Here is a 19,322-nt window from a genome sequence, read left to right as displayed (position 1 = left end):
TCATGAAGGGATTTCTGATTGCGGCGCTCCTCGCCACTTCGTCGATTGCAGCGCTCACGGGACTGGTCGCGGCCAAGGACGAATCCAGGAAAGACGTCCTGCCGCCGGGCAGCGTCAATCGCGCCGAGGGGCTGGAGGCCTGGAAGCGGATCGAAGCGGTGGTGACCCATCCACGCTGCGCCAACTGCCATGTCGATGCCAAGGCCATCCCGATCTGGACCCCGGCGGGCGAAACCAAGCCGCGCGTGCATGGCATGAACATCCACGGCGGCGAGAGCCGTATCGGCGCCGAGGCGATCCCGTGCGCGACCTGTCATATGACCTCGACCCAGGCGAACGAGCCTGCGCCCGCGCCGCCGCGCGCCGGCATCGACTGGCAGCTTGCGCCGGTGGCGTTCATCTGGTTCGGCAAGAGCGGCGCCGAGATCTGCGCGCAGATGAAGGATCCCAAGCGCAATGGCGGCCGCGACGCCGCCGGTCTCGTCGAGCACTTGCGGCACGATGCGTCCTTGAACGGCTTCATCCCGCGGGGTTGGGCGCCCGGGGCAGGTCGTTCGACGCCGCCGGGCAGCTTCGAGGACCACGTCAAGGACATGGCAATGTGGGGCGCGGCCGGGCAGCCCTGTCCGAACTGACCGTTCTCTGCGTCGCGCCAAGGCGATCCCCAATCGTAGAGCCAGGATCCCGACAACGAAAATATTGATCGGCCAGTCCTGGTGCTCTGGCCGCCTGAACGCACAGCGTTATCGAAAGGAGAAAACCGTGACCCAACATGTCCTCTTCATTGTCACCAACGCAGCCGTGATCGGTCCGCATAGTCGCAAGACCGGCTTCTTTTTCGCCGAGGTCGCCCATCCTTTCGAGGTGCTCGACAGGGCTGGGGTCGCGGTGGAGTTCGCGTCCCCGGCCGGGGGATGGACGCCTTACGACGCGTACGACGAGAAAGATCCCGCTCAGAAGGATTTTCTCGCGAGCAAAGCCTTTCGCCGCTTGAATCACAGTCGCAAATTGTCCGAGGTGGACGCCGCCGACTACGACGCCATCCTGGTGCCCGGCGGTCTTGGGCCCATGGTGGATATCCAGCGCAATGCAGCAGTCCAGAGTGCCATTGTGCGTGCCTGGAGCACTGGCAAGTTCGTCGCCGCTGTTTGTCACGGGCCGTGCGCGCTGCTTGGCGTTGACCTTGGCGATGGCGTCCCTTTCGTGCGCGGCAAGAGGCTCACGTCCTTCTCGAAGAAGGAAGAGTACGACTACGCCCGCGATGATGTGCCTTACGAGCTCGAGGATGCGTTGAGGGCAGAGGGTGCCGAGTATTCATCCACGGCCAACTGGCAACCTCACGTCGTGGTCGATGGCCGGCTCATCACGGGGCAGAACCCCGCGTCGGCCGGAGCGCTGGGAAAAGAGTTGCTGGCCGCCCTCAAGGATAAGAGCACTGTCGCGAAAATCTGAAGATTCGCAGCGTACGGAATTCGAGAGGGATGGGCTCGGCATCCGAGGCCGCGCTTGCCCTCGCATGGGGAGCTATCGAATGACGCAATTGCCATCCAAGATTACCGCGATCCTGGTTGCTCGCCCGGGCAAGTCCGCTGAACTGAGCGCATTGCTTGTCGGCATGGCTCCGCATTCCAGGGCCGAGCCTGGCAACCTGCGTTGGGATGTCTGGCGCGACATATCGAACGAAGATCGCTACGTTCTCGACGAACTGTACCGCGACGTTGCGGCCGTCGAAGCTCACCGGGCCTCGCCGCATTACCAGGCCTATCTCGCCAAAATTCCCGAGTTGGCTGATCGGACGGCAGTGATCCTGGAAGCGGTCGAGGTTGGGGACAGGTGAACGGGATCGGAGAAGCTTCGTCGTCGCCGCATCTGCGGAACCTGCTCTCCAGATTTCAGCTCTGCTCGATCCGGGGTACAATCGGTTGTGTTGCCCGACGGGCAAAACACGCAAGCGCTGGGTCGAGGTCACTCCGCTAAAATATTCGTATTTACAGAAATTCGCTTTTGCCGTACAAGCCTGGACATCCCGCCCGCCACGAGGGGCGTTTCGCGATCGTCACGAAGCGCGGGCCGGGATGCGGTGGCCGCGACGGCGTCGGCGCGTCGATGTGGGTTGCAGGGCGGGGGAGACCCGTGAGCAACGGCAGGCGCGATACGACACGGCGCTGACAGCGTCCTTCGTTCGGTCCCGGCGGCGAGCGCACGCCAGTCCCGGGAATGCGGATGAGAGATGTGCGCGGACGGAGAAGTCGTGTGGTCCTGACGCCCGGGGTTCTGGCGTCAAGTCTTGGCGGAGATGTGGCGGCCAACCGGCACGTGCATCGATCATCCGCAAGGCGACGGGGGCAATAGTGCAACGCTCCCCGGGGAGAGCACGAAGGACACCGTGAAAACCATCGCGCAGGGAAGGCCGGGCGACCGGCATCACCTGTCGTCCACCCCGTGCGCTTTTTTGAAGCACACGCGGGACTTCGGGTGCCAGCCGGCGCCCGGCCTTCCCTGCGCCCTTGCTTAAGATGAGGGCGGAAGAAGCCAGCAAAGCTTGGGCGAACAGCCGCGAGGATGCGCAGCCATGTTTATCGCCAAACAACGTTCTCGTGCCCCGGGCGCAGCGCAGCGTCCCTTCGACGATGCGCTGCAGAGCCGGGGCCCATGCAGCAGCGCGTGCCGCGGCCTTCTGGGTCCGGCTCTGCGCAGCAGCGTAAGCACGCTGCAGCGCGTCCGGGACACGAGAGGCGCGGGCGGCGGCCAACACTCCGTCATTGCGAGCGAAGCGAAGCAATCCAGCATCTCTCCGCGGTGAGATCCTTGGATTGCTTCGTCGCAAGAGCTCCTCGCAATGACGAGTTTGCGGCGAGGCTTTCGCGTTTCGGCGCCCCGCTACGCCGTCTCCTCCAGCGCGCGGCGCAGCCTTCGGATGATGACGCCGCGGGCGCGGTCGTCGGCGGCGGCTGCGACACGATCGTTGATGTCGAGCATGAGTTCCGACATCTCGTTGTGCCAGTCGAGACGGGTCACGGCCTCCGGCGCGAGGCGCCGGCGGTGATCGACGTCGAGCACGCGCGGCTCGGGCGCGGCGAGCTCGTAGATGTCGTCCAGCATCGGCTGGTAGACCTTGGCGGCCGGAATGATGCGCTCGGCGACACGCTCGGCAAGTCCCGCGATCGCGCCTTCCTCGCCATGGACCAGGAACAGCCCGCGGGCGATAGGCCGGCGCGCCGCGATCCAGCTGGCGATGCCGGCGCCGTCGGCGTGGCCCGAATATTCGTCGATCATGCGGATGCGGGCGGCGACCTTGATCTCTTCACCCTGGATCCGCACGGCCTTGGCCCCGTTCTGGAGGAAGCGGCCGAGCGTGCCGTTGGCCTGGAAGCCGGCGAGCAGCACGGTCGCGCGTTCGTTCCAAAGCCAGCGCTTCAAATGGTGGCGGATGCGGCCGGCATCGCACATGCCGCTCGCGGCGATGATGATGTGGAATCCGGACAGACGCATGATCGCCTTGCTCTCGTCCGCGGTCTCGGTGAATTTGAGATGCGGCGAGTTGAGCAGGCGCGTGGCGTCGACGGACGGGTCGAGGCTCTCGGCATGGCGGCGGAACACTTCGGTGGCGCGGATCGCGAGCGGCGAATCGAGGAAGATCGGTGCGGTCGGAATCTCGCCGTGCTCCATCAGGTCGACCAGATCGACGATCAGCTCCTGGGTGCGCTCGACGGCGAAGGCGGGCAACAGCAGCGCGCCGCCGGCGGCGGCCGCATCGCGCACCTCGGCCGCGAGGTGCTTGCGGCGAAGGGCAGGGGTCGTGGCCTCGCGTACACGGTCACCATAGGTCGATTCCGAGATGACGTAGTCGAAATCGGTTGGCGCTTCGGGATCGGGCTGCAGCAGCTTGGCCTCCGGCCCGACGTCGCCGGAGAGCAGCACGCGCAGCGGACGTGGCGCGCCTTGCTCGGCGATCTCCAGCTCGATCGAGGCCGAGCCGAGCAGATGGCCGGCGTTCCAGTAGCGGGCGCGGACGCCCGGGATCACGTCGGTCCAGCGCTCGTAGTCGACCGCGCGAAACGACTGCAGCGATGCGATCGCGTCGGCCTGCGTGTAGATCGGATTCACCTCCTTGCGCCCGCGCGAGGCGTTGCGCCGGTTGAGCTGCATGACTTCCGATTCCTGGATGCTGCCGGCGTCGGGCAGCATGTAGGAGCAGAGATCGATCGTGCCGCGCGTTGCCAGGATCGGTCCCTCGAAGCCCGCGCGCACGAGCTTCGGCAACAGACCGCTGTGGTCGATATGGGCATGCGTGAGCAGCACGGCATCGATATCGGCGGGACGAAACGGAAAAGCGCCGTAGTTGAGCTCCTTCAGCGTCTTCTGGCCCTGGAACAGGCCGCAATCGACCAGGAAGCGGCCGCTTGCGGTCTGGAACAGATAGCTCGCCCCGGTCACGGTGCGGGCGGCGCCGCAGAATCGAACGGTGATGCTCATGGAATCGTCTCCGGAAGCTGTGTCGTCGGTAGCTCGGACCGCAAGGCGGCCGCGAGACTTGCGTCGAGCGCAATCGCATTGGTCGGATGCGGCACGCTGTCGGTCGAGCGGATCGACCGGATCCCGGCCTCAGTGAATGCAGGGATCATCGCCGGTGGGAACAGCGCGTGCGTCACGACCGCATCGACGGCGCTTGCGCCCATCGTTGTCAGCGCCTTGGCCGCGGCAATCAGCGTCGTGCCGGAAGAGACGATGTCGTCCACCAGCAGCGCGGGCCGTCCCGACAGCAGGCCGGGATCGGCAAAGCCGATGGACACGGAACGATCGCCGTGCCGCGTCTTCTTCGCCGCCGTGTGCTGCAATCGCAGCCGGCGCGCGATGTCGTTCACCCAGGGCTCGGATTCCATGTCGGGTCCGATCACGACGGTTGTAGGGTCGATGCCGCCCATCGCCAGCGCGCTCGCGATGACAGGCATGGCGGACAGGTTCTCCGCTTCGATGCCTGGAAACACCGACCTGATGTCGGGAGTGCGATGCAGGTGCGCATCCACGGTGACGATGCGGTCGACGGTCCTTGCGAGCAGACCGCCCATGGCACGCTGGCTGATGGCCTCGCCGGCATGAAAGGCAGCATCCTGCCGCATGTAGCAGAGATAGGGCGCGACCAGCACCAGCCGCTTCGCGCCGCCACGTCGCAACGCCTCCGCGGCGAACAGCAGGGCGATCAGCTTGTCATTGGGTTGATCGAGCGGGGCATAGAGGAGGGTGGTGTCGGCGGCCGGCGCGACGGCGATGCGCAGCTCGCCGTCCGGAAAGCGATGCACGGCGATCTCGGCGCAGGAAAGCCCGAGCCGGGCCGCGAGGCGCTTCGCCGCCTCGCGGCCGCCGGGCAGTGTCTGGAGCGCGATCGTGCTCACGAGGCTGACTTGCCCTGCGGGGCCTCGTGTCCGTTGACGACGTAGCCGGTCTCCTCGGCGGCGGCATCGGCAACCAGATCATGCTCGGGGCGGTCGAACGTGTAGACGCGATAGAGCGGCTCGCCCTGCTCGACGCGATCGCCGATCTTCTTGAACAGGCGGATGCCGGCGCCCTTGTCGAGCGGTGCGCCGGCGGTGCGGGCGAGGCGGTTCAGACGCAGGCAGTCGATCGCGGACACGGTGCCGTCATGCGTCGCCTTGACGTCGAAGCTGAGCGATCCCAGCTCGTTGCTGCAGGTCGACGGGCCCTGGGCGTCGATGATCTTCTGCATCTGCTTCAGCGCCGCGCCGCTGTCGAGCAATTCGCGCGCCCTCGCATAGCCGGCGCCGCCGCGCAAGCTCGGATCGTATTCCAGCAGATGCGCGGCGAGCCGCAGCGATTTCTCGCGCAGGTCGCGCGGCGCATCGGGATCGTTGCCGAGCACCGCCATGACGTCATTGGCCTCGAGCACCGGCCCGATGCCGTTGCCGATCGGCTGGCTTCCGTCGGTCACGATCACCTCGACCGAGCGGCCGAAGCGGTCGCCGACGAATTCGAACAGCTTGCGTAGCCGCATCGCCTCGACGCCGTTGGTCACCTTGGCGGTCGGCCCGACCGGAATGTCGATCAACAGATGCGTCGAGCCTGCCGCGATCTTCTTGGACATGATGGAAGCGACCATCTGCTCGCGGGTATCGAGGCTGAGCGGACGCTCGACCGAGATCAGGACGTCGTCGGCGGGCGACAGGTTCACGTGCCCGCCCCAGATCAGGCAGCCGTTGCAGGCCGAGACGATGGCCTTCATCTCCTCGACGCCGACATTCACCCGCGCCAGAACCTCCATGGTGTCGGCGGTGCCGGCAGGCGAGGTGATGGCGCGCGAGGAGGTCTTGGGGATCGGCAGGCCGTGGGCGGCGACGATCGGCACCACGACCATCGAGGTGCGGTTGCCGGGGATGCCGCCGATGCAATGCTTGTCGACGACGACGGGGGTCGGCCATACCAATTGCGTGCCGGCCTGGGCCATCGCACCGGTGAGGGCGAGCAGCTCGTCGCTGGTGATGAAGCTCGCCGAGCCGATCAGGAAGGCGGCGATCTCCATGTCCGAGTAGCGATAATGGGCGAGGTCGTTGATGATCGCGCCGATCTCGGCCTGGCTCAAGGTTCGCCCGCGGATCTTCGCGCGCACCGCCTCCAGGCTCTCCGGAGGCGCGGCGGGCCTGACCGTGACCTGCGTGCCCACGCCTTGCGCGAAGCGCCGGAATGCCGGCTCGGAGAGTCCGATCTCGTCAGGCGCCACCAGCGTATCGTCGTCCGTGATCAGCAAGGTCGCCAGCATGACCTTGTCGCCGTGACGCAGCTCGACGCGGCTGAAGCCGCGGAAGATTTCGGCACGCAGCGCCTTCGACTGCCTGGCGAGGACGACGACGTTCTCGCGGCCGGTATCGAGCCGGACGCGGCGGATCTTCAGTTGGGAGTGCGGAAGCTCTGGATGCATGGACGGGCCGGCAGGAGGAAGCTCGGCCTTCATGCTTAGACGTGGCGGCCCTGATGCTGTTGACGCAGATCATGGCCGGCGGCACCGGGCGTTACTTGATCGCCGTGCTGACCGCGTTGAACTTGCTGTTGAGCAGGGCGCCGCCCGTGTTGTTCACGGCGGTCACGATCGCCAGCGCAATCCCCGCGGCGATGAGGCCGTACTCGATGGCGGTCGCACCATTCTCATCGGCAAGGAAAGACCTAAGCAAACGCATTGCCCAACTCCTGTTGATCCGATCCAACGTATGGTCGCGTCGTCATCGAATTCGTCAATAGATCGAATAAGCTTGGTGCGCCAAAAATTAAGCCCGCGCATCGCGCCTCCGCTGATACGACGGCAGTCATTAAATTAAGGTTCCGCCGGTGCGTCCAAATGGATTCAAATCGGCGGACCCTCGTGCGCGGGCAAGCGCCGGGAGGCGGTTCGCCATGGCGGTCGCATCGGGAGAAGGGTGCCGCTTAACGGATTGTTGAGGCTGTTTGCCGAGGCCAGCGCGTTCATCGGCGCCGGCCAGGCGCATTCAGGGCCCGCAGCATGGCGATACGGGCGAACATCACCCAGCCGCCGCCCGTCTCGGCCGCGTTGATCAAGGTCTCGACGGCGGTCTGCCAGTGCGCCTCGTGCTGGGCGTCCTCGGGCAGCTGCATGATGTAGTCCGCGGCGTCCTGGAGCGTGTGCAGCGTGCGCTTGCTGCTCACGCGAACGGGATCGTCGAACGCCGTCGACCAGGGCATGTCAGGCCGCCTGATCCGCGAGGAGTGACATCACGGCGTGATTGATGCGACGCTGTCAGCCCGCCTTCTTCGCCCGCGCCGGCGCGCGGACCGGCTTGTCGGCTGCCTTCTTCGGGGCATCCTTCGCCTTTGCCGCAGCGTCCTTGCCGCCCTTGCCGGATATCGGCAGCAGCATCTCGCGCTGGCCCTCGACGCGCTTCTTCGGCTTCTTGGCCTTGGCCTCCTTGGCGACCTTCGCCGCGGGCGCTGTGTCCTTCTCGTTCGCGATGCTCTTCTTCAGCGCGTCCATCAGGTTGATGACGTTGCCGCCGGTCTTCGGCGCCGCCTTGGCCGCGATCGGCATGCCGCTGCGCTTCTTGTTGATGAGATCGATCAGGGCGGTCTCGTAATGGTCCTCGAACAGCTCCGGCTCGAACGCGCCGGACTTCTTCTCGACGATGTGCCTGGCGAGGTCGAGCATGTCCTTGGTGAGCTTCACGTCCTGGATATCGTCGAAATATTCCGTCTCGCTGCGGACCTCGTAGGGGTAGCGCAGCAGCGTGCCCATCAGCCCGCTCTCGAGTGGCTCGAGCGCGATGATGTGCTCGCGGTTGGTCAGCACCACCCGGCCGATGGCGACCTTGTCCATGCTGCGGATGGTCTCGCGGATCACGGCATAGGCGTCGTGGCCGACCTTGCCGTCCGGCACGAGGTAATAGGGGCGGATCAGATAGCGGTTGTCGATGTCGGTCTTCGGCACGAACTCGTCGATATCGATCGTGTGCGTGGAATCGAGCGCGATCTCGTCGAGCTCGTCCTTGGTGACCTCGATGTAGGTATCGGTGTCGACCTTGTAGCCCTTGACGATGTCCTCGGAGGTCACCTCGTCACCGGTCTCGGCGTCGACCTTGAGGTACTTGATCCGGTGGCCGGTCTTGCGGTTGATCTGGTTGAAGGAGACCTTCTCGGTATCCGAAGTGGCCGGATAGAGCGCAACCGGGCAGGTCACGAGCGACAGACGCAGAAAACCCTTCCAATTGGCGCGGGGGGCCATGGGCTACTCCAAACGCAACAGGGACAGAAGACAAGGATACCATCGGGGAACAACGAATCAAAGCAAGGTCGGTTGCTGAATCTTCCAACTGCGTTAACCGGCCGCGGGGCCGTGCTGTCGCTGCCCGATCCGTGCGTAAAAGCCGGAACATCGTATCCAATCACGCGTTGGCCCGGACATCAGCTGCGAGGAGGTCGCGGCTAACGAAGCGACATCCAGATTGAGGGCATCATGGCAACCACGCGAGAGCAGCGTCAGATCGTGGAAACTCCGACCGAGGCGCGCCAGGGCGAGCCCGGGCCTTCGGTGGCGGCGCTGCTCGCCATTTCGACCGGGCTTGCGATCCTGATCCTCGCCGTCATCTGGTTCGTGTTCTTCCGGACCTGACGGCCGAATTCACGGGAAGGGCGGACCTTCCGGCCTGCCGCGGGCACGCGGCACATTGCGCCCGCCCTGCTGCCGGTCCGTCCGGCCGCAGGGCGGGCGCAGTCGCGTCGGCGATGGACTTCGTATATGACCAAAAAGTAACGCGGCAGGTTCCCCGCGTTCATATTCAGTTCACGCCGGAATTGCTCATCTGGTGCGGTATTGTCGCGGTCTATTTCTGGAGAGAAGCGTGCGCCTGCTCGTTGTTGAGGACGACCCTGATCTCAATCGCCAGCTCACCAAGGCGCTGACCGACGCCGGCTATGTCGTCGATCGGGCCTTCGACGGGGAGGAGGGGCACTATCTCGGCGACAACGAGCCGTATGATGCCGTCGTGCTCGACATCGGCCTGCCGAAGAAGGACGGCATCTCGGTGCTGGAGGCCTGGCGCCGCAACGGCCGCACCATGCCGGTCCTGATCCTCACCGCCCGCGACCGCTGGAGCGACAAGGTGCAGGGGTTCGATGCCGGCGCCGACGACTACGTCGCAAAACCGTTCCACCTGGAGGAGGTGCTGGCGCGCATCCGTGCGCTGCTGCGCCGCTCCACTGGCCATGCCCAGAGCGAGCTCAGCTGCGGTCCCGTCACGCTCGATACCAGGACCGGCCGGGTCAGCGTGTCAGGCAATCCCGTCAAGATGACCTCGCACGAATATCGGCTTCTGGCCTACCTGATGCACCATTCCGGGCGGGTGGTCTCCCGCACCGAGCTGGTCGAGCATCTCTACGACCAGGACTTTGACCGCGACTCCAACACCATCGAGGTGTTCGTCGGCCGCATCCGCAAGAAGCTCGATGTCGACATCATCCAGACCGTCCGCGGCCTCGGCTATCTCCTGACCCCGCCGGCCACCTGACGCGTTCCGGGACTTGACGGGCCGCCCGACACGGGCCTTGGTCCGGTCATGACCTCCGACGCCCCGCCATCCTGCGCCTCCCGGGATATTTCCGATGGCCGCTAGCTCGCTTGCCAACCGGCTGTTCCTGTCGGCGACCGCCTGGCTCGTGGTGATCCTGGCCATCACCGGCGTGGTGCTCTCGTCGGTCTACAAGAACGCCACCGAGCGCGCCTTCGACCGCCGGCTCAACCTCTATCTGCGTACCCTCATAGCCGAGGTCGCGACCCCCGACGAGCCGCCGGACCGCCAGTTCCAGTCGCTGGGCGAGCCCCTGTTCGAGCTGCCGCTGTCGGGCTGGTACTGGCAGATCACCCGGACCGACACCGAGAAGCCGGAGGTGCGCTCCTCACGCTCGCTCTGGGACAAGAAGCTGCCGAAGCTGGAGGAGCAGGGCACCGAGCTCACCGCCGCCGGCATTCGCCTTGCCTATGTCGACGGGCCCGAAGGGCAGAACCTACGCATGGTCGAGCGGCCGGTCGATCTCGGCGCCGACGGCAAGTTTCTCGTCAGCGTCGCCGGCGACGACACCGAGATTTTCGACGAGACACGCAGCTTCGACTATTATCTCGGCGGCACCTTCACCGCGCTCGGCATCGTGCTGCTGCTGACGACCGTGTTCCAGGTCCGTTTCGGCCTGGCGCCGCTCAAGCGCATCTCGGAATCGATCGCCGACATCCGCTCCGGGCGGGCGGAGCGGCTCGAAGGCGAATTCCCGGTCGAGATCGCCCCATTGGCGCGCGAGACCAACGCGCTGATCGATGCCAATCGCGAGATCGTCGAGCGCGCGCGCACCCATGTCGGCAATCTCGCCCACGCGATCAAGACGCCGCTCTCGGTCATCGTCAATGAGGCCGGCGCCCACATTGCCGATCCGTTCGCGGCCAAGGTGATGGAGCAGGCGGACGTGATGCGCGACCAGGTCGCCCATCATCTGGAGCGAGCCCGCATCGCAGCGCGGGTTTCCGTGGTCGCGACCGTGACGGAAGTGGCGCCTGCCATCGAGGCGCTGCGGCGGACTATGGAGAAGATCCATCGCGATCGTGGCATCGTGGTCGAGGCCAAGGCCGATCCGTCGGCGAAATTCCGCGGCGAGCGCCAGGATCTGGAGGAGATGGTCGGCAATCTCGTCGACAATGCCTGCAAATGGGCGGCCTCGCGCGTTTTCATCGAGGTTCTGGTGGACCCGCCGCCCCAGGCGGGGGCCGGCCCGCGGCTGCGCATCGTCGTCGATGACGACGGCCGCGGCCTGTCGGAGGCCGAGCGCGCCCAGGTCTCCCGGCGCGGCCAGCGGCTCGACGAGTCCAAGCCCGGCTCGGGATTGGGGCTGTCGATCGTGACCGACCTCGCGGCGCTCTACGGCGGCAGCCTCTCGCTCGGCGGCGCGCCGACCGGCGGCCTGCGCGCCGAACTGATCCTTCCGGGTATATAATCCTTTGTTCCGGCGTCGCTTTTCGTCCTCGCCAAGGGCCGGCCGACGCCAACCAAGGGAATTCGGGCCGACTTCCTAAACGGCTTCTTAAGTGGGCCCTCCTATGATCGCGCCCGGACGCATCCAGGTCCGCCATTTTACCGTGCATTACCCGGGCGCATGAGCCAGACATCGATCGAGCGGCTGAGGGAATATCTCGCGCAGCTCCCGCCGCAGGCGCAGGCGCTGCTGATGCGGGAGTTCGAGCGTGCGCTCGAGCGCGGTCAGGACACGGCGGTGGCGACCCTCGTGCTCGAGCAGTTGCGCAAGATTGTCCGCAAGACCGAAGCCGATGAAGCCCCGCCGCCGCGCACGGACGATCTGTCGCGGCTGCTGTTCCAGGTGCTGGAACCGTTCCTGGTCGAAGCGGGCGTCCCGATCCGGGTCGGCCAGATTCGTCGCTCCTCGCTCCAGCCGATCTGGCAATGGCTCGGCCGCGACGGCGCGCCGGACAAGATCAACGAATTCGAGGCCGCGCTGGCCCGTATGCCCGCCGATAGTGCGGGGCAGGTCGAGGCCTTGGCGCTGAAGCTCCAAGCCGCGGCTGCGGACGCCATTTTCGGGCTGACGGGTCCCGGCGGCGGCGACAAATCGCGCGCGCTGGCCCGGGTCGGCCCGCCCAACGTGATCGAGGACCTCTATTCGATCGGAGCGGTGCTCCAGGTCCGGGAGGCCATCGCCAGCCTGAACGAGAGGCTGCCGCGGACCTTGCGCGCGTTCGGCGATTCCCAGATCGCCTCGGTGACGTCGGCGCTCAACATTCCGGTGCTCCAGACGCCGCAGATGCTGCCCTTCGCGCTGTCGATCGTGGTGGAGCGGATGACCGCGCCCTGGCAGATCATTCGCCTCGCCATCAAGATTGCCGCCTCCGACGACGAGATCCGCGTCGCGGCGACGCCTTACGGCGCTGCCGTCACGATCGCGCTGCACGATCTGTCCTGTGTCGCGGCCACCTTGCGCATGGACATCAAGCGCGGCCATTTCGACAACGTGGCCGGCAATCTCAAGGCGCTGCACGACGGCGTGCGCGGCCTGCGCACCGAGCTCGACCTGCGCAACGATTCCGCCTGGGGCAGGCAGCTCACCTCGATCCGGGCCGACATCTCCAATGCGCTGCAATCCGAGATCGACAGCGTTCCCGGCCGGGTCCGCCGCATCCTGCGCCAGCGGCCAGAGAAGGACATTCCGCCGGGGGCGCGGATCGACAGCACCGAGGTGGAAGAGACCGTGGCACTGATCGATTTCGTCGCGACCTGCCGCAATTATGCGAGCGAGCTGGCGATCAACGAGGTGACGCTGCGCACCTATTCCGATCTCCAGCAATACGTCGAACGCTCGACCGAGCAGCTGGTGCAGTCGTTGCGAGCCGCCGATCACAAGGTCCGCACCTATCGGCAACAGCAGGTGGACGCCGCGATTCGCTTCTGCCAGGTGCTGTTTGGCGACGACTACGCCTCGCTGATGAGCCGGGCCGCGCAAAACGCCGCTACGGGCGAGCGCAAATCGTCGCGCGCGAGCTGATCGAAGCGCATATTTTCGTAAGCACAATTTCTGGTTGACGGTGCCGGTGTCGCGCCGTACGGTTCCCGTGGAAATCCGGGGACTTCTATTTGTGCGCATGAAACCCGTCATCAGCTCGATCGAAATTGAGAACCGCGTCGTCGTTGCCAAGTATCAAAGGCTGATGGTCGGCGCCAAAGTGGTGCTCGTCGAGAAGGCAAGCGGTCGGCAATTGTCCGAGACCATCACGCGGGTTGCGTCTCCGGTTCCCGTTGGCGCGCTGCGCATCAGATTGCCGGAGGCCGTCCCCCCAGGAACGTACTTCCTGAAGGCCTTCAACGGCCACGGCGAGCAGGCCGCGCAAAGTGCGGATTTCGAGATCTGCTAAGCCGTTGGATTCGCATCGTTTCGAGACTGCTTGCGGTCGCGCCGAATTGACAATTGTCAATTGCCGCATCGTCCGGCCGTGGTGTAAAGGCACCTATGGGCGCGGTTCGTGCGCTGCCGGAAGCTTGCCAGATGACGCTATGGTTCGTGTTCGCGCTGATGACGGTCGCGGCGATTTTCGCCGTGCTTTGGCCGCTTGGCCGCAAGGAACGCGCGCAAGATCAAGGTAGCGAGGTCGCGGTTTACAAGGACCAGCTGGCCGAGATCGAGCGTGATCTCGCCGCAGGCATGATCCCGGCGCCCGACGCCGAGGCCGCGCGGGTCGAGATCAGCCGCAGGCTGCTTGCCGCAGCCGCGAGCGAGCCCGCGACGGCACCGACGTCGAACGTGACATGGCGCCGCGTGGCGGCCGTGCTGGCGCTCGCCGGCCTGCCGCTCGTTTCGCTCGGCGTCTACATGCCGCTCGGCTCGCCCAAATTACAGGACTTTCCGCTGGCGCAACGGGAGCGCGTGCCGGGCAAGGCGCAGTCGCTCGAGAATCTCGTCGCACAGGTCCAGCAACATCTGGAAAAGAATCCGACCGACGGCCGCGGCTGGAACGTGCTGGCGCCGGTGCTGCAGCGGCTCGGCCGTTTCGACGATGCGGTGCGCGCCTATCGCAACTCGCTCACCTACAATGGCGAGAGCTCGGAGCGCCGGGCCGATCTCGGCGAAGCGCTCTCGGCCGCCGCCGGCGGCGTGGTGACCGCCGAGGCCAAGACGGAGTTCGAGCGGGCCCACGCCCTGGACGCGGACGATCCCAAGGCCAACTACTTCCTCGGCCTCGCCGCCGAGCAGGACGGCCGCAAGGACGATGCCGCGACGATCTGGCGCGCGCTGCTTGCCAAGGCGCCCGCCGATGCGCCCTGGCGCGTCCTGGTGCAGACCTCGCTGGCGCGGGTCGGCGGCGGTGGCACGATGCCGGCGCTGTCCGACGAGGCGATTGCCGCTTCCAAGGACATGGCCGAAGGCGATCGCAACGCGATGGTGCGGGGCATGGTCGAGCGTCTGGCCACCCGGTTGAAGCAGAACGGCGACGACGTCGAGAGCTGGCTGCGCCTGGTGCGCGCCTATCTCGTGATGGGCGAGCGGGACAAGGCGATGGGGGCGTCGGCCGATGCCCGGCAGGCGGTTGGCAGCGACGGCGAGCGGCTTCGCCAGCTCAACGAAGGCCTCAGGACGCTCGGGCTCGGCGGATGATGATGTCGGGACGACAGAAGCGGAGAACGGATACGCCATGACGCGCAAGCAGCGACGTATGACCATCATCGGCGGCTCGCTCGCCGTGCTCGCGCTCGCGGCCGCGCTGGTGCTCAACGCCCTTCGCGACTCCATCGTGTTCTTCTCGACGCCGACCATGGTCGCCGAGAAGCACGTCGAGCCGGGCAAGCGGTTTCGTCTCGGCGGGCTGGTGCAGCCCGGCTCGCTGCAGCGCGGGGACAATCTCGCGGTGACCTTCGAGGTCGCCGACGGCAACGCCAAGCTGCCGGTGGCTTACAAGGGCATCCTGCCCGACCTGTTCCGCGAGGGGCAGGGCGTCGTCGCCGAAGGTGCGCTCGATGCCAACGGCGTGTTCAAGGCCGATACCGTGCTTGCCAAGCACGACGAGACCTACATGCCCAAGGACGTCGCCGATGCCCTGAAGAAGCAGGGGCACTGGAAGGACGATTACGGCGGCAAGCCTTCCGACGGCGGCAAGACGTCCGATGCGGGCAAGCCGGCGACAACGGCGCAGGGCAATCCGCAAGGAGCGGTGCGGTGATCGCAGAATCCGGACATTACGCCCTGGTGCTGGCGCTTGGGCTCGCCCTGATCCAGTCGGTCGTGCCCCTGATCGGCGCGCGCCTGCGCGACGTCGCGCTCATGAACGTGGCGCGCTCCACGGCGCTGGCGCAGCTCCTGTTCGTCGGCGCTTCGTTCATCGCTCTCGTGATGCTGCACGTGAACTCGGATTTCTCGGTCGCCAACGTCTACGAGAATTCCCACTCGATGAAGCCGCTGCTCTACAAGATCACCGGCGTGTGGGGAAACCATGAAGGCTCGATGCTGTTGTGGGTGTCGATCCTTGCGCTGTTCGGCGGGCTGGTCGCCGCTTTCGGCAACAATTTGCCGCTGTCGCTGCGCGCGCACGTGCTCGCGGTCCAGGCCTGGGTCGCCAGCGCCTTCTATCTCTTCATCCTCGTGACGTCGAACCCGTTCCTGCGTATCGCGAGCCCGCCGATCGAGGGCCGCGATCTCAATCCGGTGCTCCAGGACATCGGGCTCGCCGTGCATCCGCCGATGCTCTATCTCGGCTATGTCGGCTTCTCGATCTCGTTCTCCTTCGCCATCGCGGCGCTGATGGAGGGACGGATCGACGCGGCCTGGGCGCGCTGGGTGCGGCCGTGGACGCTGGTCGCCTGGATCTTCCTGACGCTCGGCATCGCCATGGGCTCGTACTGGGCCTATTACGAGCTCGGCTGGGGCGGTTGGTGGTTCTGGGATCCGGTCGAGAACGCCTCGCTGATGCCGTGGCTCTCCGGCACCGCGCTATTGCATTCGGCGCTGGTGATGGAAAAGCGGAACGCGCTGAAGGTCTGGACCATCCTGCTCTCGATCCTGACCTTCTCGCTGTCGCTGCTCGGCACCTTCCTGGTGCGCTCGGGCGTCATCACCTCGGTGCACGCCTTCGCCACCGATCCCACCCGCGGCGTGTTCATTCTGCTGATCCTCTGCCTGTTCATCGGCGGCAGCCTGTCGCTGTTCGCGGGCCGCGCCACCTCGTTGAAGCAGGGCGGCCTGTTCGCGCCGATCTCGCGCGAGGGCGCGCTGGTCCTGAACAATCTGCTGCTCACGGTCGCCTGCGCCGTCGTGCTGTTCGGCACGCTCTATCCGCTGGCGATGGAGATGCTCGCCGACTTCAAGATGTCGGTCGGTGCGCCGTTCTACAACCTAACCTTCGCGCCGCTGTTTACCCTGCTGCTGCTCGCCGTGCCGTTCGGGCCGATGCTGGCATGGAAGCGCGGCGACCTGCTCGGCGTGACGCAGCGCCTGTTAGCTGCGGGCGTTGCCGGGCTCGTCGCCGTCGCCATCGCCTGGGGCTGGGCGACTGGCGGCAGCACGCTGGCGCCGCTCGCGATCGGGCTCGGCGTCTTCGTCATCGCCGGCGCGGTCACCGACATCGTCGAGCGGACCGGCCTCGTGCGGCTGCCGTTCGCAACCGTGCTGCACCGGGCGCGCGGTCTGCCGCGCTCGTCCTGGGGCACCGCGTTTGCGCATGCCGGCCTCGGCGTGGCGCTGATCGGGATCGTCTGCGAGACCACCTGGAACAGCGAATATATCGCGACGATGAAGCAGAACGACGTCGCCCACATTTCCGGCTTCGACGTGAAGCTCGACGGGGTGCTGCAGCGTCAGGGGCCGAACTACCGCGAGATGATCGCCGAGTTCAACGTCAGCCGCGACGGCGCGCCACTCAGCGTCATGACGCCGTCCAAGCGCAGCTTCACCACCCGCGGCTCCTCGACCACCGAGGCCGCGCTGCTGACCCGCGGCGCGAGCCAGCTCTATATCTCGCTCGGCGACGCCAACGCCGAGGGCGCCATCGCCGTGCGCATCTATTACAAGCCGATGGTGCTCCTGATCTGGTGGGGGCCGGTGCTGATGGCGTTCGGCGGCGTGCTGTCGCTGTCCGACCGGCGCCTGCGGGTCGGCGCGCCGAAGCCGGCGCGGGCCAAGCAGCGCCTCCAGCCGGCGGAGTGATCCGATGCGCCGGATCATGGCCGCGTTCGCCCTGCTGATGCTGCTGGCTTTGCCGGCGGCCCACGCGGTGCAGCCCGACGAGATCATGTCGGATCCCGCCAAGGAAGCCCGTGCGCGCGAGCTGTCGCGCGAGCTGCGCTGCATGGTCTGCCAGAACCAGTCGATCGACGATTCCGATGCGCCCCTGGCGCGCGACCTGCGGCTCCTGGTGCGCGAGCGTATCGGCGCCGGCGACAGCAATTCGCAGGTGCTCGACTTCCTGGTCGCGCGCTACGGCGAGTTCGTGCTGCTGAAGCCGCGCTTCGAGCGTCAAACCCTGCTGCTGTGGCTGCTCGGGCCGCTGCTGCTGATCGGGGGCGGCGTGGCCCTGTGGCTGCAAATCCGGCGTCGCGCCCGTGGCGGTGCAGACCTACCAGCGCCGCCGCTCACGCCCGACGAACAGGCGAAGCTCGCGGCCTTGAAGTCCGAGGAGACCAAATCTCCGTAGCGGCGCGACTGGCCACGTAGTCCTACGTAGACCGCCGGCTCGCCGCCGCACGGTTCATGGTATTTTGACCTTTGTCTGGAAGCTTGTCGCGAGCTTCGAATCCAGACTCCGAGTCCCCCCATGTTCGCGAACAGCAATCTGACGATCCGCTTCCTGGTCGGCGCCGTCGTCGCTGCATTATTGTTTCTGCTGGGCATCGGCGGCGGCACCGGCTTCATTGCGGTGCTCTATCTCAACAACGAGATCACCAGCCTGTCCTCGGACTTCGCCGCGCTGAGCGGCCCCGCGCGCGACCATGCCATGCAGATCTATCAGCAGGCACAGGCCGCGTTCTCCTACTTCCTGGCCGCCTGCGGCGTGATCGCCGTCGTCGCCTTCGCGATCTGCCTCACCACCTGGTTTGCCGTCCGCAACGGCATCCTCAATCCGCTGGCGGCGATCGTCCATGCGATGCGCGAGGTCGCCGACCAGAAGTTCGAGACGCCGGTTCCGGGGCTCGGCCGCACCAACGAGATCGGCCTGCTCGCCGGTGCGCTGGAAGTGTTCAAGACCAATGGCATCGAGCGGCGCCACCTCACCGAACGGCAGCTCCACGAAGCGCAGCACCAGGCCGAGCGATCGAAATTCCTGGACGACCGGATCAAGCGCTTCAACGACCTCGTCGCCAGCGTCGTCGACAGCGTGGCGTCGTCGGCGGTGCACCTGAAGAGCAACGCCGAGACGCTGTCGCGGACGGCCAACGACACCAGCACCAAGGCCAATGCGGTGGCGAGCGCCGCGAGCCTGGCCAGCGCCAGCGTGCAGACGGTGGCAGGTTCTGCCGGGGAGATGACGAATTCGATCGGCACGATCAGCCGCCGCGTCACCGATGCGACCCAGCGCGCCGAAGGCGCGGCGTCCGAGGCGGAGAAGAGCCGCGACACCATCCACACGCTGTCGGATGCCGCCGACAAGATCGGCGAGGTCGTCCAGCTGGTGCAGGCGATCGCATCGCAGACCAACCTGCTGGCGCTGAACGCCACCATCGAGGCGGCCCGGGCAGGGGAGGCCGGCAAGGGGTTTGCGGTGGTCGCCTCCGAGGTGAAGAATCTGGCGCATCAGACCAGCAAGGCGACGGAGGAGATCACCTCCCACGTCGCCAGCATTCAGGGCATCACCGCACAGACGCGCGACGCGATCGACGGCATCTCCAAGACGCTGTCGGAGATCTCCTCCATCATGTCCGGCATCGAGGTCGACACCTCCCAGCAGCGCAACGCGACGCAGGAGATCACGCGCAGCGCCCAGGACGCCGCGCGCGGCACCCTCGACGTCTCGAACCATATCGTCCAGATCACTTCGACCTCCGCGGAGACCGGCCGCATGGCCGCCGAGGCGCGGGATTCCGCGGTCGATCTGTCGCAGCAGGCCGAAACCTTGAAGCGCGAAGTCGACGAGTTCATCGTCAGCGTCAGAGCGAGCTAAGCGCGCAAAAAAGCCCAACCGCGCGCGTTCCGGGAACACGAGTTAAGTTCCTGTGGAATCACAATTTTCGGCCTGCGCTAAACTGCCGCATCCGCGTTCCGCCTTCATTACGAAAGTTTAACCCCGCCGCCAGCGCACGGTAAGGCGGGAGACCCCATCTTCAGGTCCGTAA

The 19,322-nt window shown here is 66.2% G+C and carries 19 protein-coding genes; 13 read left to right on the top strand and 6 right to left on the bottom strand.

The window, feature by feature from the left end; translation table 11 throughout:
* The first annotated feature begins 2 nt into the window (after positions 1 to 2).
* From E4K64_RS14920 to E4K64_RS14910, 3 genes are all read left to right on the top strand, one after another.
* Entirely contained in the window at positions 3 to 635 is a 633-nt protein-coding gene (locus tag E4K64_RS14920) for a hypothetical protein (protein WP_135164193.1), read from the top strand.
* Positions 636 to 762: 127 nt separating this feature from the next.
* Complete coding sequence (locus tag E4K64_RS14915; RefSeq protein WP_135164192.1) at positions 763 to 1,452, top strand: type 1 glutamine amidotransferase domain-containing protein; 690 nt, start codon at positions 763 to 765, stop codon at positions 1,450 to 1,452.
* 79 nt (positions 1,453 to 1,531) lie between these two features.
* Entirely contained in the window at positions 1,532 to 1,837 is a 306-nt protein-coding gene (locus tag E4K64_RS14910; protein ID WP_126256161.1) for a putative quinol monooxygenase, read from the top strand.
* A gap of 1,043 nt (positions 1,838 to 2,880) precedes the next feature.
* On the opposite strand, the gene E4K64_RS14900 is transcribed toward E4K64_RS14910, so the two are convergent.
* The 6 genes from E4K64_RS14900 to ku all read right to left on the bottom strand — a co-directional run bounded on the left by E4K64_RS14900 (position 2,881) and on the right by ku (position 8,740).
* Complete coding sequence (locus E4K64_RS14900; protein ID WP_135164191.1) at positions 2,881 to 4,476, bottom strand: MBL fold metallo-hydrolase; 1,596 nt, start codon at positions 4,474 to 4,476, stop codon at positions 2,881 to 2,883.
* Positions 4,473 to 5,393: a ribose-phosphate diphosphokinase gene (locus tag E4K64_RS14895; RefSeq protein ID WP_135164190.1), complete on the bottom strand. Its 921-nt coding sequence runs from the start codon at positions 5,391 to 5,393 to the stop codon at positions 4,473 to 4,475. Before E4K64_RS14895 ends, E4K64_RS14900 begins: the two co-directional genes overlap by 4 nt.
* Positions 5,390 to 6,931, bottom strand: a complete 1,542-nt coding sequence (locus E4K64_RS14890) for a thymidine phosphorylase family protein (RefSeq protein ID WP_135164189.1) — start codon at positions 6,929 to 6,931, stop codon at positions 5,390 to 5,392. Before E4K64_RS14890 ends, E4K64_RS14895 begins: the two co-directional genes overlap by 4 nt.
* 91 nt (positions 6,932 to 7,022) lie before the next feature.
* A complete protein-coding gene (locus E4K64_RS14885; RefSeq protein WP_126256157.1) occupies positions 7,023 to 7,187 on the bottom strand; it encodes a Flp family type IVb pilin in 165 nt (54 codons plus the stop codon).
* Between the two features lie 283 nt (positions 7,188 to 7,470).
* Positions 7,471 to 7,707: a hypothetical protein gene (locus E4K64_RS14880; RefSeq protein WP_126256156.1), complete on the bottom strand. Its 237-nt coding sequence runs from the start codon at positions 7,705 to 7,707 to the stop codon at positions 7,471 to 7,473.
* Between the two features lie 55 nt (positions 7,708 to 7,762).
* On the bottom strand, positions 7,763 to 8,740 hold the full coding sequence (gene ku / locus E4K64_RS14875) for a non-homologous end joining protein Ku (protein WP_135164188.1): 978 nt from the start codon (positions 8,738 to 8,740) through the stop codon (positions 7,763 to 7,765).
* A 231-nt stretch (positions 8,741 to 8,971) separates the two neighbouring features.
* Here ku and E4K64_RS40330 point away from each other — a divergent pair, with 231 nt between their 5' ends.
* The 10 genes from E4K64_RS40330 (at position 8,972) to E4K64_RS14830 (ending at position 19,150) form a co-directional block, all read left to right on the top strand.
* Positions 8,972 to 9,127 carry a hypothetical protein gene (locus E4K64_RS40330; RefSeq protein WP_018315820.1) on the top strand — a complete coding sequence of 52 codons (156 nt, stop codon included), beginning with the start codon at positions 8,972 to 8,974 and terminating at the stop codon, positions 9,125 to 9,127.
* A 229-nt stretch (positions 9,128 to 9,356) separates the two neighbouring features.
* The gene (locus tag E4K64_RS14870) at positions 9,357 to 10,022 is read left to right on the top strand and encodes a response regulator transcription factor (protein WP_126256154.1); all 666 of its coding nucleotides are present in this window, start codon (positions 9,357 to 9,359) and stop codon (positions 10,020 to 10,022) included.
* A gap of 94 nt (positions 10,023 to 10,116) precedes the next feature.
* Entirely contained in the window at positions 10,117 to 11,493 is a 1,377-nt protein-coding gene (locus tag E4K64_RS14865; RefSeq protein WP_135164187.1) for a sensor histidine kinase, read from the top strand.
* A gap of 159 nt (positions 11,494 to 11,652) precedes the next feature.
* Positions 11,653 to 13,053, top strand: coding sequence for a hypothetical protein (locus E4K64_RS14860; protein ID WP_135164186.1), 1,401 nt, complete (start codon positions 11,653 to 11,655; stop codon positions 13,051 to 13,053).
* A 97-nt stretch (positions 13,054 to 13,150) separates the two neighbouring features.
* On the top strand, positions 13,151 to 13,420 hold the full coding sequence (locus E4K64_RS14855) for a hypothetical protein (protein WP_167772019.1): 270 nt from the start codon (positions 13,151 to 13,153) through the stop codon (positions 13,418 to 13,420).
* 131 nt (positions 13,421 to 13,551) lie between these two features.
* The gene (gene ccmI, locus E4K64_RS14850; RefSeq protein WP_135164185.1) at positions 13,552 to 14,658 is read left to right on the top strand and encodes a c-type cytochrome biogenesis protein CcmI; all 1,107 of its coding nucleotides are present in this window, start codon (positions 13,552 to 13,554) and stop codon (positions 14,656 to 14,658) included.
* Between the two features lie 37 nt (positions 14,659 to 14,695).
* Entirely contained in the window at positions 14,696 to 15,220 is a 525-nt protein-coding gene (gene ccmE, locus E4K64_RS14845; RefSeq protein WP_126256150.1) for a cytochrome c maturation protein CcmE, read from the top strand.
* Entirely contained in the window at positions 15,217 to 17,199 is a 1,983-nt protein-coding gene (locus tag E4K64_RS14840; protein WP_135164184.1) for a heme lyase CcmF/NrfE family subunit, read from the top strand. The genes ccmE and E4K64_RS14840 overlap by 4 nt, the downstream gene beginning before the upstream one ends.
* A 4-nt stretch (positions 17,200 to 17,203) precedes the next feature.
* Positions 17,204 to 17,686 carry a cytochrome c-type biogenesis protein gene (locus E4K64_RS14835; protein WP_135164183.1) on the top strand — a complete coding sequence of 161 codons (483 nt, stop codon included), beginning with the start codon at positions 17,204 to 17,206 and terminating at the stop codon, positions 17,684 to 17,686.
* Between the two features lie 120 nt (positions 17,687 to 17,806).
* Positions 17,807 to 19,150 (top strand): methyl-accepting chemotaxis protein, encoded by a 1,344-nt coding sequence (locus E4K64_RS14830; protein WP_135164182.1) that lies wholly within the window; start codon positions 17,807 to 17,809, stop codon positions 19,148 to 19,150.
* Positions 19,151 to 19,322 lie beyond the last annotated feature (172 nt).

This window comes from Bradyrhizobium frederickii, assembly GCF_004570865.1.
Classification (GTDB): Bacteria; Pseudomonadota; Alphaproteobacteria; order Rhizobiales; family Xanthobacteraceae; genus Bradyrhizobium; species Bradyrhizobium frederickii.
This window is presented reverse-complemented; position numbering and strand designations above follow the sequence as displayed.

Coding starts and splice junctions, on each gene's coding strand:
- E4K64_RS40330 (WP_018315820.1), top strand. CDS start 8,972: ATGGCAACCACGCGAGAGCAGCGTCAGATCGTGGAAACTCCGACCGAG.
- ku (WP_135164188.1), bottom strand. CDS start 8,740: ATGGCCCCCCGCGCCAATTGGAAGGGTTTTCTGCGTCTGTCGCTCGTG.
- E4K64_RS14835 (WP_135164183.1), top strand. CDS start 17,204: ATGCGCCGGATCATGGCCGCGTTCGCCCTGCTGATGCTGCTGGCTTTG.
- E4K64_RS14830 (WP_135164182.1), top strand. CDS start 17,807: ATGTTCGCGAACAGCAATCTGACGATCCGCTTCCTGGTCGGCGCCGTC.
- E4K64_RS14900 (WP_135164191.1), bottom strand. CDS start 4,476: ATGAGCATCACCGTTCGATTCTGCGGCGCCGCCCGCACCGTGACCGGG.
- E4K64_RS14885 (WP_126256157.1), bottom strand. CDS start 7,187: ATGCGTTTGCTTAGGTCTTTCCTTGCCGATGAGAATGGTGCGACCGCC.
- E4K64_RS14880 (WP_126256156.1), bottom strand. CDS start 7,707: ATGCCCTGGTCGACGGCGTTCGACGATCCCGTTCGCGTGAGCAGCAAG.
- E4K64_RS14865 (WP_135164187.1), top strand. CDS start 10,117: ATGGCCGCTAGCTCGCTTGCCAACCGGCTGTTCCTGTCGGCGACCGCC.
- ccmI (WP_135164185.1), top strand. CDS start 13,552: ATGACGCTATGGTTCGTGTTCGCGCTGATGACGGTCGCGGCGATTTTC.
- E4K64_RS14910 (WP_126256161.1), top strand. CDS start 1,532: ATGACGCAATTGCCATCCAAGATTACCGCGATCCTGGTTGCTCGCCCG.
- E4K64_RS14855 (WP_167772019.1), top strand. CDS start 13,151: ATGAAACCCGTCATCAGCTCGATCGAAATTGAGAACCGCGTCGTCGTT.
- E4K64_RS14920 (WP_135164193.1), top strand. CDS start 3: ATGAAGGGATTTCTGATTGCGGCGCTCCTCGCCACTTCGTCGATTGCA.
- E4K64_RS14860 (WP_135164186.1), top strand. CDS start 11,653: ATGAGCCAGACATCGATCGAGCGGCTGAGGGAATATCTCGCGCAGCTC.
- ccmE (WP_126256150.1), top strand. CDS start 14,696: ATGACGCGCAAGCAGCGACGTATGACCATCATCGGCGGCTCGCTCGCC.
- E4K64_RS14890 (WP_135164189.1), bottom strand. CDS start 6,931: ATGCATCCAGAGCTTCCGCACTCCCAACTGAAGATCCGCCGCGTCCGG.